Source organism: Vibrio sp. Evd11 (assembly GCF_900382755.1).
In the GTDB taxonomy this organism is placed as follows: Bacteria; Pseudomonadota; Gammaproteobacteria; order Enterobacterales; family Vibrionaceae; genus Vibrio; species Vibrio lentus.
Window position 1 is genome coordinate 1 of sequence record NZ_OSDX01000014.1, and the last position, 17,957, is coordinate 17,957.

Annotated in this window: 16 protein-coding genes; 9 read left to right on the forward strand and 7 right to left on the reverse strand. The window is 42.9% G+C overall.

All coding sequences use genetic code 11. The features are described from left to right. Window positions 1–429: 429 nt before the first annotated feature. The 4 genes from ED652_RS08310 (at window position 430) to ED652_RS08325 (ending at window position 4,401) form a co-directional block, all read left to right on the forward strand. Window positions 430–1,431: a TerC/Alx family metal homeostasis membrane protein gene (locus ED652_RS08310; RefSeq protein ID WP_065105712.1), complete on the forward strand. Its 1,002-nt coding sequence runs from the start codon at window positions 430–432 to the stop codon at window positions 1,429–1,431. 312 nt (window positions 1,432–1,743) lie between these two features. Then, window positions 1,744–1,932 carry a hypothetical protein gene (locus tag ED652_RS08315; RefSeq protein WP_010429554.1) on the forward strand — a complete coding sequence of 63 codons (189 nt, stop codon included), beginning with the start codon at window positions 1,744–1,746 and terminating at the stop codon, window positions 1,930–1,932. Between the two features lie 194 nt (window positions 1,933–2,126). Continuing rightward, window positions 2,127–2,867, forward strand: a complete 741-nt coding sequence (locus tag ED652_RS08320; protein WP_122054300.1) for a DUF1223 domain-containing protein — start codon at window positions 2,127–2,129, stop codon at window positions 2,865–2,867. Window positions 2,868–3,114: 247 nt separating this feature from the next. Continuing rightward, window positions 3,115–4,401, forward strand: coding sequence for a DEAD/DEAH box helicase (locus ED652_RS08325; RefSeq protein WP_122054393.1), 1,287 nt, complete (start codon window positions 3,115–3,117; stop codon window positions 4,399–4,401). Between the two features lie 93 nt (window positions 4,402–4,494). Here the strand turns inward: ED652_RS08325 and ED652_RS08330 are convergent, their stop codons facing one another. Genes ED652_RS08330 through ED652_RS08340 form a run of 3 tightly spaced genes read right to left on the reverse strand, consistent with a single transcriptional unit; the run spans window position 4,495 to window position 6,946 of the window. Next, window positions 4,495–5,850, reverse strand: a complete 1,356-nt coding sequence (locus tag ED652_RS08330) for an FUSC family protein (protein ID WP_122054302.1) — start codon at window positions 5,848–5,850, stop codon at window positions 4,495–4,497. Between the two features lie 13 nt (window positions 5,851–5,863). Then, on the reverse strand, window positions 5,864–6,724 hold the full coding sequence (locus ED652_RS08335; RefSeq protein ID WP_065112986.1) for an HlyD family secretion protein: 861 nt from the start codon (window positions 6,722–6,724) through the stop codon (window positions 5,864–5,866). Between the two features lie 9 nt (window positions 6,725–6,733). Beyond that, window positions 6,734–6,946: a DUF1656 domain-containing protein gene (locus ED652_RS08340; protein ID WP_122054303.1), complete on the reverse strand. Its 213-nt coding sequence runs from the start codon at window positions 6,944–6,946 to the stop codon at window positions 6,734–6,736. Window positions 6,947–7,193: 247 nt separating this feature from the next. Between ED652_RS08340 and ED652_RS08345 the strand changes: the two genes are divergently transcribed. Beyond that, window positions 7,194–8,108, forward strand: a complete 915-nt coding sequence (locus ED652_RS08345) for a LysR family transcriptional regulator (protein WP_102518427.1) — start codon at window positions 7,194–7,196, stop codon at window positions 8,106–8,108. A 67-nt stretch (window positions 8,109–8,175) separates the two neighbouring features. Here the strand turns inward: ED652_RS08345 and ED652_RS08350 are convergent, their stop codons facing one another. From ED652_RS08350 to ED652_RS08360, 3 genes are all read right to left on the reverse strand, one after another. After that, window positions 8,176–8,733: a PhnA domain-containing protein gene (locus ED652_RS08350; RefSeq protein WP_122054305.1), complete on the reverse strand. Its 558-nt coding sequence runs from the start codon at window positions 8,731–8,733 to the stop codon at window positions 8,176–8,178. A 264-nt stretch (window positions 8,734–8,997) separates the two neighbouring features. Further along, the gene (locus ED652_RS08355; RefSeq protein ID WP_122054307.1) at window positions 8,998–11,541 is read right to left on the reverse strand and encodes a VolA/Pla-1 family phospholipase; all 2,544 of its coding nucleotides are present in this window, start codon (window positions 11,539–11,541) and stop codon (window positions 8,998–9,000) included. Window positions 11,542–11,559: 18 nt separating this feature from the next. Then, window positions 11,560–12,813 carry an outer membrane protein transport protein gene (locus ED652_RS08360; protein WP_122054309.1) on the reverse strand — a complete coding sequence of 418 codons (1,254 nt, stop codon included), beginning with the start codon at window positions 12,811–12,813 and terminating at the stop codon, window positions 11,560–11,562. A gap of 356 nt (window positions 12,814–13,169) precedes the next feature. Between ED652_RS08360 and ED652_RS08365 the strand changes: the two genes are divergently transcribed. Continuing rightward, window positions 13,170–14,252, forward strand: coding sequence for a site-2 protease family protein (locus ED652_RS08365; RefSeq protein ID WP_017108057.1), 1,083 nt, complete (start codon window positions 13,170–13,172; stop codon window positions 14,250–14,252). A gap of 114 nt (window positions 14,253–14,366) precedes the next feature. On the opposite strand, the gene ED652_RS08370 is transcribed toward ED652_RS08365, so the two are convergent. Then, window positions 14,367–15,155: a M48 family metallopeptidase gene (locus ED652_RS08370; protein ID WP_065105722.1), complete on the reverse strand. Its 789-nt coding sequence runs from the start codon at window positions 15,153–15,155 to the stop codon at window positions 14,367–14,369. Window positions 15,156–15,324: 169 nt separating this feature from the next. Here ED652_RS08370 and ED652_RS08375 point away from each other — a divergent pair, with 169 nt between their 5' ends. The 3 genes from ED652_RS08375 (at window position 15,325) to ED652_RS08385 (ending at window position 17,927) form a co-directional block, all read left to right on the forward strand. Further along, window positions 15,325–15,750 carry a hotdog fold thioesterase gene (locus tag ED652_RS08375; protein ID WP_065675336.1) on the forward strand — a complete coding sequence of 142 codons (426 nt, stop codon included), beginning with the start codon at window positions 15,325–15,327 and terminating at the stop codon, window positions 15,748–15,750. 88 nt (window positions 15,751–15,838) lie between these two features. Then, window positions 15,839–16,072, forward strand: a complete 234-nt coding sequence (locus ED652_RS08380; protein WP_076678655.1) for a DUF3389 domain-containing protein — start codon at window positions 15,839–15,841, stop codon at window positions 16,070–16,072. Between the two features lie 163 nt (window positions 16,073–16,235). Next, window positions 16,236–17,927 (forward strand): SgrR family transcriptional regulator, encoded by a 1,692-nt coding sequence (locus tag ED652_RS08385; protein ID WP_102325913.1) that lies wholly within the window; start codon window positions 16,236–16,238, stop codon window positions 17,925–17,927. Window positions 17,928–17,957 lie beyond the last annotated feature (30 nt).

Genomic DNA, 17,957 nt, shown 5'->3' on the forward strand with positions numbered 1-17,957 from the left:
AGCTAAAGCTGACCGACTAAAGTCGGTGGTTTTAACCTTTTAGGAGACTAATAAATATCATTCGTTTCAAGTATCACTAAGCATTCATCTAGGGTGAACACGTGAGTGGTATTCTTAGAATCAATGTGTGTGTCATTTTGATAAAACAGCGGTAATAGAAAAAGGAGCTTTTGCTCCTTTTTTCTTTTTTAGAACAAATTTATCTAGACGAAACATAAATAGGGGAATATTATCCACGCGTTTGGGGAGTAGTTAGCGCAAGTTTACATATCGTCATCTCGTTAGGCCAAGAGTCTATCCGGTATGTAAAGGTGAAATCCCATATTTCACTTCAACGAGACCAACGCAATCACAGTCAAGATCCGTAATGGAGCTTGATATGCTTTGTTTGCGGAAGGTCTTTGTACAGTTCTTCCGCCCGGAGGAATAATGAACTCAACTCAATCTCTATTATCTACCAATAGTGAATCCTTTTTTTCATCGCCAATCATGACGACTTATGTGGGCTTTTTCCTGCTGACAGTAATTCTCGTCTCTATTGATATCTATCAAACTCGTGGTGGCAGTGTAACCATTAAGAAAGCGGCAATTTGGAGCGTTTTCTGGTTCGTACTCGCGTTTTTGTTTGCAGGTTCTATCTACCTATTTTGGGACATCTATGCTCCAAATAGTGACTACACCGCACAAAAAGCAACGGTGTCATTCATTACCGGTTACTTGTTAGAAAAATCATTGAGCGTAGACAACCTGTTTGTATTCGCGATGATCTTTGCTCAATACCAAGTTCCAGAGCATCTAAGACCGCGTGCGCTTCTTTGGGGAGTAATCGGTGCATTGGTGCTTCGTGCAATTATGATCGCATTAGGTGCGCAGTTGTTGGCTGAATACCACTGGGTGCTTTACGTGTTTGCGGCGTTCTTGATTGGTACAGGTATCAAACTGGCGTTAGACAAGGGCGAAGAAGAGAGTGTTAACACACTGCCTGAGAAGTTACTTCGTAAAATTATGCCTGTCACCGAGGACTTCCATGGTCCTGCGTTAATGGTTAAACAGGGCGTTAAATGGGCGTTCACTCCAATGATGTTGGTGATTGGCGCGATTGCCGTCATGGACGTGATGTTTGCACTGGATTCGATTCCAGCTATCTTTGCGGTGACACAAGAACCGTTCTTGGTACTTGCTGCAAACGTATTTGCATTACTTGGCCTTCGCTCTCTGTACTTTGTGCTGCAAGGCATGATGGATAAGTTCATCTACTTGAAGCCAGCATTGGCGTTCATCATGGTCTTCATTGGCGTGAAAATGCTACTGGTCGACAGCGAATGGGCTATTCCAACGTATTGGTCGTTAGCAGTACTGATTTCTACTATGACGATTGCGGTTATAGCGTCGATTTATGCAAAGAAGCCAGACATTGAACAAGTAAATTAAAACAAATATAACTTATCGAAAACTCGATAAGGGATACGTGGTCGATGAAGTGGGAAATTTATTTATGTAAAATTTTTGTGACATTGGCCACTTTTGTTTGGGGGTTATTTGTACTAAATGCATGATTTTTGCATCATGTTGAATTTATACTCACCCATTGTGCATATGTATTTCTTAGGGTTGTTAATGGTTTGTTTTATTAGAAAAACTAATTCGAATATCTAATTTTAGTCATTTTTTAACCTGCAAAAGATCACCTATTATTCTTGTCATCAGAACGAACCACATAAACAAATTTATAGAGAGGCAATCATGGCTCAAGCAATGCAAATGAATACTATCGCTGTTCCTAACTCTATGGATAAGAAGACCTACTCGGTTAACTTCAAAGGATTGATTGCACACATTTTCGATATTCTTTTCGTAGACAACTCTCCACGTAGTTACTACGCAAGCGACCTATCTGGTCACATGCAACGCGATATCGGTATTAACCGTTAATTTTAGCGTTAACATGTAAAATATAGAATTTTAAGAAAACGCCAGCTTCTGAAGCTGGCGTTTTTGTATCTGCAATAAACTCTATCCCTTCGCAAACTAAGCACCTGAAAGAAACTCATCACCTGAAAGAAAGATTTAGGCATAACGGTCTGTATTTGAGCGCCAGTAAATTCGCTTTGTACAAGGATCTCTGTATGTCACACGCCAAATGCAACCCACCATTGATTAAACTCTGTTTACTTGCCTTACCGATCGGCTTTTATTCCTCTGTGTCGTTTGCACAAACCTGGAGTAATGAAGGCCAACCTGCGCAGGTTATCGAACTGTTCACCTCTGAAGGTTGTTCAAGTTGTCCGCCTGCTGATGCTTACCTCAGTACTTTTGAAGACGACCCTAATCTTTGGACACAAGTCATTCCGCTTGCCTATCACGTCGACTACTGGGATTACCTAGGGTGGGGAGATAAGTTTGCGAGCAAGGCATTCAGTCAGAAGCAACGCTTGTACAAAGCTTATGGAGTAACAAGTGGCGTTTATACTCCGGGCTTTATCGTTGATGGAAAAGAGTGGCGTGGTTACTTTAATTGGCTCGATAGAAATCTCCCTTCGCTCCAACAACAAAGTAACCCTAAGCTAACCGTCAATCATAAAGGCGATACGTTCAGTGTAAGTTACGAAGGCAAAGGGGATTATGTGGCTCATCTTGCCTTATTGGCGATGAACGAAGTCACTAGCGTTAAAGCAGGTGAGAACAGAGGTAAGAAACTCGAACATGATTTTGTGGTGGTTTACGATGGTTACCAACGCGGCGAATCCAAATGGCAATTCAATGTCGATTTTGATCCATTAGTCGCCACGCCAGATGCCGTGGCCGTGTGGTTAACCGAGCCTAACTCGTATGTGCCGGAACAAACGGTAGCAGGGTGGTTGAACTAAATTGTAAGGATGACCGTTTTGCAAGAGCAACGGTGTTACACGAGTGACAATCCAATAAGATAAGCGACATTGAGATGAAGCTGGGACGATGATTAGAGCACTTCTAATACCGTTTACTTCATCTCTTGCTTGTTTTGGTGGGCCTTAACCACTGAAACAAGGGATAAACGGGCGATTTAGTTACGTAATACTGATGAAATACGTTAATATAGCGCGCTATTATTTTAGCTTTGAGTTCCTGCAATTAATGACTAACACCACAGCACCAACCAACTTCTCCGATCTTGGCTTAATTTCTCCTTTGATGGCTCGTTTAACCGAGCTTGAATACCAACAGCCAACGCCTATCCAAGCGCAAGTTATTCCAAGTGTGTTAGCAGGACGCGACCTAATTGCAGGCGCAAATACAGGTTCAGGTAAAACCGCAGCATTTGCACTTCCACTGTTACAAAAGATCCATGAAGATGCACCTTTAGACCGTCGTTCGGGCAAAGGTAACTATGTTTCTGGCCTTATCTTGGTTCCTACACGTGAGCTTGCTAAGCAAGTTGCCGATAGCGTTAAGTCTTACGCAGTACATTTCAACGGTGCAATCAAAACTGTTTGTGTATTCGGTGGTGTATCGGTGAACACTCAGATGCAAGCGCTACGTGGCGGCACAGACATCTTGGTGGCAACGCCGGGTCGTTTGCTTGACCTAATCTCAAGCAACGCTATCAAACTCGATAAAGTAAAAACGTTAGTGCTTGATGAAGCTGACCGTATGTTGAGTCTTGGCTTTACAGAAGAACTTGATGCGATCTTGAAACTTCTGCCAAGCAAGAAGCAAACTCTGTTGTTCTCTGCGACTTTCCCTGAGCAAGTTAAAACGCTGACTCACGAATTACTGAACGACCCAATTGAAGTCCAACTTCAAAGTGCTAATGCGAGCACGCTAGTTCAGCGAGTATTCGAAGTCGAAAAAGGCCGCAAGACAGCTTTGTTAGCGCACCTGATTCAACAACACGAATGGCGCCAAGCCCTGATCTTCGTGAATGCGAAGAACAGCTGTGAACATTTGGCAGACAAGCTTTACAAGCGCGGTATCATTGCGGAAGTATTCCACGGTGATAAAGGTCAGGGTTCACGTACTCGTATCCTAGAAGATTTTAAATCTGGCGAGATTGATGTTCTAATCGCGACAGACATCGCTGCTCGTGGTCTGGACATCGAAAAGCTTCCAGTTGTTATCAACTTTGATTTACCGCGTAGCCCATCAGACTACATGCACCGTATTGGCCGAAGTGGTCGTGCGGGTGAGGTTGGTTTAGCATTGTCTTTGATCGATCACGAAGACTACCATCACTTCACTATCATCGAGAAGAAGAACAAAATTCGTCTTGAGCGTGAGCAAATTGAAGGCTTTGAAGTGGATAAAGAAGCAACCGCTGCACTTGTTGCTGCATTAAAACCCGTTGCGCCACCGGCTGGTACAGGCAAGAAGAAAAAGAAGAAAGCATCTAAAAACCAAGATGTTTGGTTAAGAAATAACTGATATTGAATCGGTAAAAAGAGATTTTTAAAGGCGCTTAATTGCGCTTTTTTGTGTCTGTCATTCTGTTCTCAAAAGATCTTGTTAACGCTTAAGTTAAGCAGTGCTCTTTACTCTAAAGAGGTCAGTAAACAGCTTGGCGATCATCAAGACAATCAGGATCGTGGTCAACATAAGCAATGGCGTTTCAATCTGGTATATCGGCGTTAGGTTTAGAGCGCCAGAAGTAAGCACGACGAGCAGGTTAATACCAAGTATCCTATGAATCATAAGCTTAGGTGTTGCGAATGCCTTCCATATCACTACGCTATTAACGAAATAAAAAAGTGCGAGTTGCCAAAGTTCACTCATCATTGGCATGATAAATATGTATTGAAGCAAAATAATGGTACCGGTGCCGATCACACCGAAAAAAGCATCTTTTATAACACTTGGTGGCATGGTCGGTAGCATGGAAGAAAACACACCTGCAATCATTGGGAAGATAAAACCACCTGGTACAGGTAGATATATCCAAACCAATAGCGATGTTACGAACATCGAGACACCTTGTAAGACTTTTCTCCCATCCTCATTCAAATGTTGAACAAAGGTGCGATGTTCGTGGTGCCAAGAAACTCCTTGGTTCTTACCGACCACATACGATACATCACCAATCAATGACTGGTTTGGCGCGATTAACTTCAGTTTTTCCATTTTTTGGGTGAGAGCGATCCAGTCAATAGCTTGAGTCAGTTCATCTGAGGCGAGTTCAAGCAGTCGAGCCTGAATATGAGCCATTTCATGGATTCTCAAACGCCAGTCATGAATATTCTCTTTAAGGTGATAACTGCCGTTTAATGGTAAATCTAGCAGTTGGTAGAGCTTATCAATATTCGCAGTGTTGGATTCTAAGGCTTCTATATCTAAGCTGTCGGTGTTACGCATTGCGGTTAACAATGTCTCTCTGCTTGCTTCAAAGCGCTGTACAAAGTTTTGTTCCGTGTTTACCGGCCAAATTAAGCGATACACAATAGAGAACGTTATCACGCCGAGCAGAGTTTCTTGTATCCGTAATACCGCAAAGTAGAACGTCACCTGACTATCGAAACCACCCATACTCGCGATGATGGAACACACAGCGAATCCTATTGAAAAGATGTACCCATACTTTTCATCACTCGACATGAAGATACATATTCCTAGAAACAAGGTAAAAAACGTCAGGAACAGAAAACGATCTTGCGAAAACATCGCGATCAAGAAAAAGGCATAACCAGTTCCTAATAAGGTGCCCATTAAACGGTTGTGGCCTTTATTGATTGAATGAGCAAAACTCTCGTTCAATGCCATTACGGCAACCGCTATTGCAGCCCAATAAGGTTTCTCCCATTGAAACCACAGCGCAAGGCAGATTGCGATAACGATTGAGAGCGCCGCTTTAATTGCTTCTTTGGTTGATGCATTGAACATAAAAGCCATCCAACTATTTGATAATTTTGATTGAAGCTGTCATCCCGACACGAAGTTGTAGGTCTTCAGGCACATTATCTAACTTCACTTTAATCGGAATACGCTGAGCAAGACGAATCCATTGGAAGTTTGGGTTCACGTTAGGTAGAAGATCATTGCCAGTGCTGCCATCTTGTTTAGCAATACCAAATCCAATACTTTTGATGTGACCCTTCAACAGGACGTTGTTGTGCATCATGAGAGTGACAAACGCTTTGTCTTGTGGATTGACCCCAACAAGGTCGGTTTCTTTAAAATAACCTTCAATCCAAAAGCTATCCTCATCGATCAACGCAACCACAGGTGAGTTGGCAACCACTTGCGATCCAACACGTAAGTTAAAATTAGTAATGTATCCGTTGGTAGGCGCATAGACCTTGGTAAATTCGAGATTCAAATGTGCTTCTTCAACATTGGCTTTGGCTACTTGAACATTCGCTGATGAAGTTTCAACAGCATTGCTTAAGTTGTTCAACGTTAAAACGGGCACGGCACCAGGGGTTCTCTTTTCTAGGTTCGCTGCACGTTGCTCTTCATTCTTTGCTTTCGCAAGTAGAGCAAGCGCTTGTTTTTGTGTCGCTAGTGCTTTGTTGTAAGCCGCTCTATAAATACTAGGGTCGATCTCAAAAAGTAGATCGCCTTTAGACACTTGAGAGTTGTCATCTACGTGGATTTTGATGATTTGTCCGGTGACACGAGGAGTAATAGACACTATGTAGGCACTGACTTGCCCGTCTCTCGTCCAAGGGTTACTTGTATAAGATTGGTAATAGCTATAAACCACAGAGCCTGCAGCAACAAATAATAGTAATGTGATGAGGTAACGTTTTATCAAGGTAAGGCCTTATAAGAAGGGAATGAATTGGCCAATCACGCCAGTAAAAATCACAATTAGACTTATTTCTGCTAATGCAGGAAAGGCGACATATTTGTGCAGTCCGAACTTGGTTGCTATTGAACCCGTCAAAATCGTCAGCATATAAGCGAGCGCGATAACCAGTAACAGCGGTGGGAAGTAGATTTCACCCCACACGAGTTCATGTGGCATTGTGTTCATGGTCTTGTTCTCTATTCGTTCTGATAGGCAGAACGATAAAGCAGTTGGCACAATTTGGATAATCGCTTATAGAGGATTGGATCCATCAAAAACAGGAAACTATGGTCTGTATAGATGGGTAATGATTACAAATTAGACAGATCACGCTCGTATAGTCGATCTGATTTGTCTTTGTTGTCCTCAAAAAGTGCAAACAGAGCATTTCGTGATAACTTAAAGAGATACTCAAGAAAGCCAGTGCGATCGAATGAATTTTAGTATTGAACAACTTCTCGCGTTTGTGACCGTTTATGAGCAACAGTCATTTAGTAAAGCAGCAGTAAAGCTTAACAAGCACAGAACGACTATTGGACAAGTTATTACTAACTTGGAAGATCATCTCGCAGTCAATCTTTTTGAAAGAGTTGGCCGCTCTGTCGAGCCAACCGACGACGGGCACCTTCTTTATCACTACGCGAAACAGACGATTGAACAAGCTAGAACTTTTGACAAGGTTGCGTTGAGCCTGTCCTCTGGTGGATTAGAAAACATTACGATTGCTTACTCTAGTGTGATTCCTCAACGTGTGCTGGTGGATATTCGTAAGCAGTTAAAACACGACTTTCCGATGATGAGAGTAAATTTCCTCGTCAAGAATAAGAAAGAAATTAAAGTAGGGTTACAGACTGGCGATTACCACTTTGGCTTGGTTAATGTTCATGATAGCCGTGCTATGCACAGTTTAGATGCCACTTTTCTAGGGCATTTCGAATTCTTTCCATTTGCGCAAAAAGGTGGAGAGTTATCTACCTTGAGCAAAGATGAAGTCCTTGTGGCACTCCGCAATTCGAAGCAGTTTGTATTGAGATCTTTGATTGAAGAAGGGATGTCAGAAAAGATTATTGTGAGCTCTGATTATGAAGAAATCGACCAACTGGTTTTGATTATCAAAATGCTCGAAGAAGGGTTGGGGTGGTCATTGTTACCTAAAGCATTTTTTACTGATTTGGAGTTTTCAAAGTATTCGATAGAACCTATTCGTTCCCAACAAATGGTAGAAGGTTTCAAGTTTGGCTTTGCATTATGGTGTCCGCACTCAAAACAAATCAGCGGAATAAAAGGTTCTTTGGTGTCGGTCATCAAGAATTATCGAGAGCACCTTATTGATAGCTTCAAGTTGTAAGAATTTCAGGTGTAAAAAAGGCGCTAATCAGCGCCTTTTCGTTTTCTATCACTTTCTTACCGTAAGATTACTTCTTACGACAGAACTCAGCGATTACGTACATTGATTGACCGCCGTTTGTTTTACCAGAAACAAGCTTAGGATCGTCACCAACGCTGATACCACGGATAACAGTACCTTGCTTAATCACTTGGTTAGTACCTTTGATTGGCAAGTCTTTGATTACTGTTACGTCGTCACCTTTTTTAAGTTCAACGCCGTTCACATCAAGAGGCTTATCATCAGCAGACATGCCTATTTGTGCCCAAACTGACGTTTCTTCTTCAAGGTACATCATGTCTAGCGCGTCTTGAGCCCAGCTTTCAGAGTTCAGACGAGTAAGTTGACGCCATGCAGTTACTTGAACTGGCACTTCTTGACTCCACATGCTGTCGCTTAGGCAACGCCAGTGGTTGATATCTTTAGGATCGTCGATCTCACCAAGACATTTGTCACATACCATGATGCCGTGATCCACTGTTACGTGGCTGTGTGGCGGCACTGCGTATGCAGTAAGAGAAGAATCAGAACCACATAGTTCACATTTAGATTGGCAGCGTTCTAGCATCGTAGCTTCAGAAGACATAATGGACTCACATTTATTAGGTATTAAATTACGGGGCTATTATCCACTTTATTTACAATAAAGAAAGAGGTCGTACGGTATTCTGTCTTGATTAATTTTAGCTGAGATCAACCATTTGTGTTTTAAAGGTTTATGCAAACGGTTAACTAGGGGATTTGTTCGAACGACAGAGACAAAAATGCCAGCGGGAAGGCTGGCATGAATAAGTTATAACTTGGCTTAATGATCTGGGCTATTTGCCTTTTAATCATTAGTTACTTGTTGCTAATCAATCGTTGCATCAAGCAGTGCAGGGTTAACGACTAAGCTACCCGTTGCATTACCTTGGGTGAGATTAAATTGCACAATTTGTGACACCATTTCTTCATGCGCGGCACTGTCGTCTTCGGCAGGTAGGTGAGATTTTTGTGGTGCAATCACAGTACTATGCTCAGCAAATGAAGTGCGAGCAAAGTAAGACGCCAATAATTGGCCTGTAGAATGATTAACACTGTTCTTTAACTCAAGTTTGCTAAACAGAGCTTGTGTGCCAGCTGTAGGCAGTTGAGTCGTATTAGGTATTGTCTCATCACCTTCTGCTTGTATGCCAAGTACAGGGCCAGACATAAGTGTCGCTATGTTAATCGGGTCAACATTGTCTAACACGGTTTGCGCCGCATAAGTGAATGACGTGAGCGTTGCATCAACAACGGCTTTTGTTTGTTTTTGTTCATCACTTGCGTTCGAGTCACTGACCGCTGCATAGAAATCATCAAAGCAATCACCACCGTCAACCGCCGGCGTTTTGTTATAACAATTGACGGCATAATAGTTTTGATAGGCGGTGACTTGAGCACCTATTACCGTATGCTTTATTGTTCCGGAAAATGAGCCAGATTCAAGTAAGAATGGACCGATACCACCGCCTGGATTCGCTAACGTTGTCGCTTTATAAGCAAGTTCGTCATCAACCGTTATGCCGAATTTCGCATCAATCTTGGTGTTGGCTACTGCTGAAGAACTAATGCCGGTAATGCCACCAATAGAGTGCCCCATCAAAGATACGTTGCTCGTATCTAAAGAGCTAAATGGTGCACCAGTACCGTTATTGAGCGCAAGCCTCAAACCAATGCCATCAATCGCACTTTGTCTAATATTGTCACGGGCAACCGGTAAGTACTCAAGGTTCATGTACACAGTCGGTGTGTTTGGCGTAGTCACGACTTCTCCATTTTGTCCAAGACCTCGCTGACCATGCAGCGGTTGATCAATCGCAACAATGGCATAAGGTTGCTGGCCGGTTTGGATTGCGCCCGCAATATGCTGCAACGCGAAAGCGTAACTGGTCTCTTTTAAACTGGTAATACCGTGCTGGTATTGAAGTACTGGCAGGCTGTTACCGACAGGGCCACCAGAAGGGATAAACATAATGACATCAATGCTTTCAACAGAGCGAATCTGTGGAACTGCACTGTATTTGGTTAATATTCGTTCTGGGTCCAGTTGAGAGCCGTCCGCTAAGGTCAGCTCCGTACCAACTAGGTTCTTTTGGTAGTTTGCATCGAGTAGTTGAGTCGCTGGGTCAGTGATACCCAGTACAAATAGTTGCCTTGCTATTTCACCTTTGTCTGCGTCCGAACCAGACGTTAGAACTTTGAGGATCTTGAGGACACTCGGCATGCCACTGCGCCAAGGCTGAGTTTTCCAACCACTGTTCTCTGTGTCATTAGATAGGAAATACGGCAATTTAACTTTAGCACGGTAGACCGTGATTTCGCTGCCCGTTAACTTTAAATCAGCATAATTGGTGGTAAGGGTATTAATGCCATCTGTTCCCAGTACCACTTTTGCGTATGGATCAACACTTAGTGCGGTATCAAATGCCATGGTATTTGGAATTTGGCTCGCAGTATCAATTTCTATCTCGTAAAGGCTATTGAGCATATCTGCATCAATATTGTTCGGGTTGGCGCTGCCTTGCCAAATCTGAGATTGGGTTGACTCATACCCTAGTGCTAACGCGTTTTTGGTATTTTGCATTACGTTACCTGCCGACGCAGTAGTAAACCAAGATGAATAGATGATCTCATCTGAACTTGACACTTCACCATAGCCAGCGAATAAAGCTTCAACTTGATGGATGATTTTTTGTGGTAAATCGAGCGAGCCTGCTTGGTCTATATCTGTCGTTTTTAAAGACGCGTAGGAGCTTGATGTTCCTAGTGGTTCATCTGCGCTATCAACAATTGAGTCAGTTAGTGCATAGATGTAGTCAGAGCTAGGATCTAAACCTTTAAGAGGTAAAACTTGTATCGTCTTAAAATCGCTAGATGCCACTAAGTAGTCAACTCCAGCAGTTAGCGCAGTAAAGTTAGACATGACACCGGTGCTCAGATCAACATCCACTTTAGCCACTTTTACGCCATCATTTAAGTGTGCGCTATACGGTGTCGTTCCCATCATTACGACATCATTCTTCAGCGTCCTATCACTTGGAAGATTCACATTGATAGTGAATGGCATGATAGTACTCCAACCATCAGCTTCTCCCATTGCTACTTTTGGATCATTCAGCAGACCAGTAGAATTTGCATCTAACGGAATGTTTAGAGTGTGATCGTTGGTATCGAACAAGAAAAACGAAGGAAGAGGAACATCCGCTTCATTACCTAGAAGAGTGAAGCTAATTTTTGAACTTCTAGCTAATGATTGGTTGATTGCATCTGAATAAGGTGCCGCTGTTGAATCACCAGAGCTTTCACTATTGTCCCCACAGCCCGTAAGTAGTAATGCCGAGCATACGAGAGATAAAGAAAATTTGTTGTTCATGTAATTATTCCCGTACGGTTAGTTGAAGGTGTAGTTAAGTTGTATCGCTGAAAGGTAAGCAACGCCCTCGGCGTCAAATGTAAACTTGTTTCCTAACGCATCGGTTTCGGTAAATGAGCCACTTTCACTTTGTACTAATGCGAACGCGGCATCCAAAGTCATATTTTCTGACACAGAATACGTTAGGCCTGCTGAGTACCACATACGGTCACTATCTGGGATGCTTAGTGTGGCTTCACCGGCTTGTTCGTCATAAGCCAAACCTGCACGTAGCGTCCAATTTGAGTTAACCATATAGGTTGCACCTACAGACCATCTCTGATTGTCTTCGTAATGTTCTGTCTTTAAGAAACACTCATTGTTTTTACAATCTGAACTAGTGGCTTTTAACTCTTTGAACTTACTCCATTTAGTTAACTGCCAACCGTAGTGTATAGCCCAAGCATCATTTAGTTGGTGGAAAGCAGATAGTTCGAAAATGTCAGGAAGTTCGATTTCTAAACGACCGGTGGTTTTTCCTGGTGCGCCATTCGCCATCTTCAAGCCCGTGTAATCTGTGAACTCACCGTCATCAAAATCGAGTTCAACGGATGACCTGTAACCAAAACCAAAACGGTTGTGCTGGTTCAGTTCATATAAGGCACCGATATTCCAGCCAAAAGCGAAAGTTTCCCCTGTCATAGAAATGAGTTTATCGCTAGGTGAACCACCGGCAGCAAGACTACCTTTATGCCTGTTGAGTTCAGCTTCTGCATAAACGAAGTTGACACCTGCACCAACGCTAAAACTTTCATTGATTCTGTAAGCAATATTGGGGTTTAAGTTAACTGACACTAGAGATGTATCACCAGCTAGATCACCGGCATAGATGTCATCTGGGTAATCAGTAGCTACTCCGTAAGTCGTGAACATGCCAATCCCCCAAGCCCATTTTTCGTTGATAGGACTAATGTAATAAGCAGCAGGGACAATTTGTAAAGGAGCTACATCTGATGATTTTTGGTTGAAGTCGTTGTCATTGATTTTGGTTTGAGTAACGTCTACCTCGGGATCAACGATAGAAACCGCGCCTGAAAATTGGGCTGTATCAAATAGGGTCATTGCGGCGGGGTTTCTCGCTAGCACACTCGCGTTATCGGCTACGGCACCTTCACCTGAAAATGCGCGACCAAGACCTGAAGCAGAATGCTCAGCAACTTGGAAACCAGCCGCAAGTGAATTACATGCAAATAGCACAGAAAGCGAAACGAGAGAGCGTTGTATTGTTTTCATCCGTGACCCTCCTAGGGCATCAAATCTCATTCTTATTGTTGAAAACACACTGAGCATTGTTGGTGTTTAAGCTCTAATGTAAACGGCATGTTAAATTCATATTTCATATAAAGTCAAAGAATGAGTTGTTATTTTGTGAAGTTATATTTTTAAGGGGCGGGACTTTAACACTAATAATATAACTACAATCAATGGTTTATTGGTGGTTGGAGGTGTGACCAGAATGATTGTGTATCTCATTGGTACAAATAGTGTTCAACTGCTCAATATGTAACAACTTTGTTTATGTTTACCGCTAATCGCTAAATCGGCATAATGTTGGTTCATTTAGAAAGTCATTAAATTGGAATTTTAGTTTGGAATTACTCGCGATAGAGTTTCTTGGTAAACCGCTTCGTTTAGAGGGGTCAATGGCAGGGTGGCAACAGTTATTTTGGGATAACACGTTGGTCTCTCAGTTGGATGCAACGACAGATCAAGGTGATGCGAGAACGCATACATTTACGCTCCGATCTGGAGAAGAAACGTTGCAGTGTCACGTTGAGGCGTTGGTTCAATGGCAACCATTTGAGATGACGTACAAAGCGTCTGTTAATGGCCAAACCATCACCGAAGGCAATCGCAATACTAAAGATATTGAGCAACAAACTCCCGTTGTAGCACCTAAGCCTGAGAAGCGTTTTAGCTTAATCGGGTTAGTGTCGTTGGGTATGAAAGCCCTCAAGAGTGCCAAGTTAATTAAGGTGGTACTTGCCTCTGCGAGTTTAGCGGCTTACTCATGGCTATTTTCAATTCAGTTCGCGCTTGCCTTGATCGCTTGTCTTATGTTCCATGAATACGGTCATATCAGAGCAATGAAATACTTTGGCATGAAGACCAAAGGCATCTATTTAATTCCATTCTTAGGTGGCTTGGCGTTATCCGACGAAAAGATCAATACACGATGGCAAGATGTGGTTATCTCGATCATGGGGCCATTGTTTGGCTTGATATTGTCGTTGATATTTATGGTGTTGTATTGGGCGACTGGCGAGATGTTCTTTGCTGGGCTTGCGGTATTTAATGCCTTGTTAAACCTGTTCAATCTACTGCCGATTTTGCCTCTTGATGGCGGTCATGTGTTGAAAAGTATCAGTTTTTCAATGAACAGCGTTCTTGGTATTGTACTTTGCGTGGCAGCAGCGGTTGCTGGCGTCGTGCTGAGTTATCAGTTGAACTTAACCTTATTTGGTTTCTTATTGATCATGGGCAGTGTTGAAATCCTATTCGAATGGAAAGGGCGTCACCACAGTCATTTATTGCCATTAGACAAATATGGCCAAGTCGTATCATTCCTTTGGTATGTGGGCTTAGTGAGCAGTTTAATCGGCGTTATCTGGTACTTTGCATCAACTGGCGATCAGTTACTCAGCCTACCGTTACAAATTTTAGGTACATAATTCAAGAGTTAACGCTATCTGAATAACTCATTAGCTTGATGTACTAAAAACGCCCTAACCAATATGGATAGGGCGTTTCTGTATTTGAGGCTCTGAATTTAATCTAGCATCAGGTTATGCTTTGCAATTTGGTCTTGATGTTCCAGATTGAGGTAACGTTTTTATTTTGGCTTGCAGATCTTTGATACGCGTATTGTGGGAAGGGTGCGTAGAAAGTAACTCGGGTGGTTGGTTCCCACCTGATGCTTTCGCCATGTTTTGCCACAAATCGACACTTTGTTTTGGATCGAACCCAGCTTGAGCCATGTACTCTAAGCCTACAATATCGGCTTCAGACTCTTGAGTTCGGCCATAAGGTAGAACAACACCGTATTGAACACCTAAGCCTAACGCAGCCATCGTCATGCCCTGATACTGTTTGTATTCTGATGCGCCTAACGCGACGCTAGTAATAGATAGGCCAGTATTAGCGATTTGAGACTGAGATAGACGCTCATTACTGTGGTCAGCGAGAACGTGAGCTACTTCGTGTCCAATAACCGTTGCGAGTTGGTCTTGATTAACTGCAACATTGAGTAAACCAGTATATACGCCAATTTTTCCACCAGGTAGGGCAAACGCATTCACTTGGTCGCTATCAAAAACAACGACTTCCCATTCACTAAAGCCTTGCTTAGGGATGTGTTGAGTAATACTGTTCGCTACGCACTGAACATAAGCGTTGGTTTTTGCATCTTTACTGATTGGCTGTTCTTTCTTCATTTGCTCAAAAGATTGTGCTCCAAGCTGAGACATATCTTGATCTGAAAAAAGCAGCAGTTGGTTTCTTCCTGTAGGGGAAGCGCTACATGCGGTCAGGCCTGCTAGTGTGAGAAGCGAGGTAAACTTCATCCATGACGTCATACAATATCCTCTGTGTATTCGGTTTTTATGCATGTTAACATCAACTTGCGTAATAACTAATAGTTGTAAGATAACTATTGTACTTAAGAACGATTGTTATCGTTAAGATCTCCATTCGTGTAAATAAAGCAGCTTACGCACAAACAAAGTCAATAATTAAGGAACCCACATGAGTATTTGGAAAAAGCCCGTTGACCTAGATACCTTCAACGCGACCTCAAAAAATACCTTAATTGAGCACCTCAACATTGTTTACACTGAGGTCAACGATAATTCCTTGGTGGCGACCATGCCGGTTTGTCATTTTACGCACCAACCGCTGGGCATGCTTCATGGTGGCGCATCGGTAGTTTTAGCTGAAACACTTGGCTCATTGGCGGCTAATTTCTGTGTACCAGAAGGCTACTATTGCGTTGGGCTAGATATTAACGCAAACCACGTTCGCTCGATGCGTGAAGGGCTTGTTATTGGCACTGCCGAGCCCATTCACCTTGGTGTGTCCACCCAAGTATGGCAGATAAACATCACTGATGAGCGTCAACGCTTGGTATGTACGAGCCGTTTAACCATTGCAGTGAAGAAGCACAAACGCTAATTCGATAGCAAAGGCTGGGGATAGGAATCATTACACCCCCAGCTTATTAACCTCATATACAAACTGTTTATTTTAGTCAGAGAAATCCATGGTCATAACCTTTAAAAGTGGAAAAGTTATTGCAACGGCACATGAGTTGGTTGTTCGTTTAGATGGTGAGCATAGAGTTACACTGCAAGCGCAAGTTGATGCGATTCAACTGATCGGAAAAGGGGCAAACGTTATTTCTGCCAACGGTTCAGAATGTAAATGGTCGATTAAATTAGACAATGAACAACAGCTCCGTGATATCGCCACTGAAATCGGCTGCGATGTAATGTAACCATACGTTATAACTGAATTTAATTCGGTTTTTGACTTTCTATTAAGTCCACTTAATCAAGTCACATTCGTAATCTCTTCGTAAAAACTGATAAGTTCGATTGATTTTGACTCATAAAATAGGGAAACTGAATTCAATATCCTTTGAATAAGTTTTCCTCTTTATGAGTAGCCCAAGACTTCGCGTTCAATTTGAAACCCTGTTCGAATATTTCGATGGTAAAGATTCTGATGTTCAGCTCGACGACATAACAGATGTGCTCTGTTGTACGCGTCGTAATGCCAGAATGGTGCTTAACAAACTCGAAGAAGAGGGTTGGGTAGAGTGGTTACCCGCAGCGGGTCGAGGTAAGTTGTCTCAGCTTATCTTTAAGCAGAATCGCTGTGACGTAAGCGAAAACCTAGCACGCCGCTACTTAGAAGAAGGTAAAATTGGCCAAGCACTGTCGGTACTTGACCACAATGCAGCCAAGCTTACTCAAGTTATTCAAAATTACTTGGGCGTACAGTATCAAGAAGGTGAACAAGTTATTCGTTTGCCTTACTACCGTCCACTTTCCATGCTTAACCCAACGAAATCAATGCGAAGATCTGAGCAGCACATCACGTGTCAGGTGTTCAGTGGGTTAACGCGCCTCGATGAGAACGATCAGCTGCAGCCTGATCTTGCTCATTCATGGCAAAAGATTAACGATTACCAATGGCGATTCTTTCTAAGGCCGGGCGTTCGTTTTCATAATGGAGAACCGCTGTTAACAAGCCACGTTGTGGATACGCTTCTTTTGCTCGAACCGCTCAATATGTTCTCACATATTAAAGATGTCTCATCACCGGCCAATTGCGTGGTTGATGTTTTTCTAACGCGTCCAGATAAGTACTTCCCACTCGCGCTTACCGAATCGGTCGCTAAAGTGACCTTGCCGATGATTTTACGTGGTGAAGACTACGATATTCGACCGATTGGTACTGGCCCTTATCGCATTGAAAAGAACGATGAGAAGCAACTGGTGTTAACGGCTTTCAACGGATACTTTGGTTTTAGGCCGCTGATTGATCGCGTTGAAGTTTGGGTGGTCGATGAGGCTTATTCATCAATGGTTTACCCAAGCCTTTCTAAACCGGTAATGGCAGACCGTGGTGACAGCGATGAAGTTGAACTTGATCCGGGCTGTACGTATTTACTACTCAATAGAAAGAAGGGTATCGCACAAGATCCAGCATGGGCAGAGTTTTTATCAAATGCTTTGAACGCTTCAGATCTGTTTGTGCATATTCCGAAAGAGACGGTTATCGACTTGGGTGTGCTGCATGCTTACGGAATCAAACCGGGTTGGTATGACATCAAGTTAAAAACGCCAGTTTGTCCACCAGCAAGCGTTAAACCAAGCGTGAGATTGGCGTATCAATGCCAACATCCGATGTTTCCAACGCTCGCTAAAGCAATCGTCACTGTGTTGAAGCAATATAATGTTGATGTCGAGCTTTTCGGTTACGAAACGGATCCTCCACACGCCGACAATGTTGATATTTGGATTAACCCAATGGGGATTGCCAACAATAGAGATGATGCGCTGGCCGGTTGGTTAATGGATTACAGTTTTCTTGATGAATCCAGCCCAGCAGAAGACTTCGACCAATGGTGTCACATGATTGATCGTTGGCGTTCAGGCGAGTTTGAGCAATTCCCAGCAAGACAATTAGGTAAGCAACTTGTGCAAAGCAATCAGTTGATCCCGATGTTCCACTGTTGGCTAGGTGTAAACAAAGACCAATGCGGTACGCTGCAGAACGCAAAGTGTAATGCACTCGGTTGGTTCGACTTTAGCCAAGTTTGGGTTAAACCTGACGTTGATTGAAACCAGAGATAACTTGATTAGGACAACACG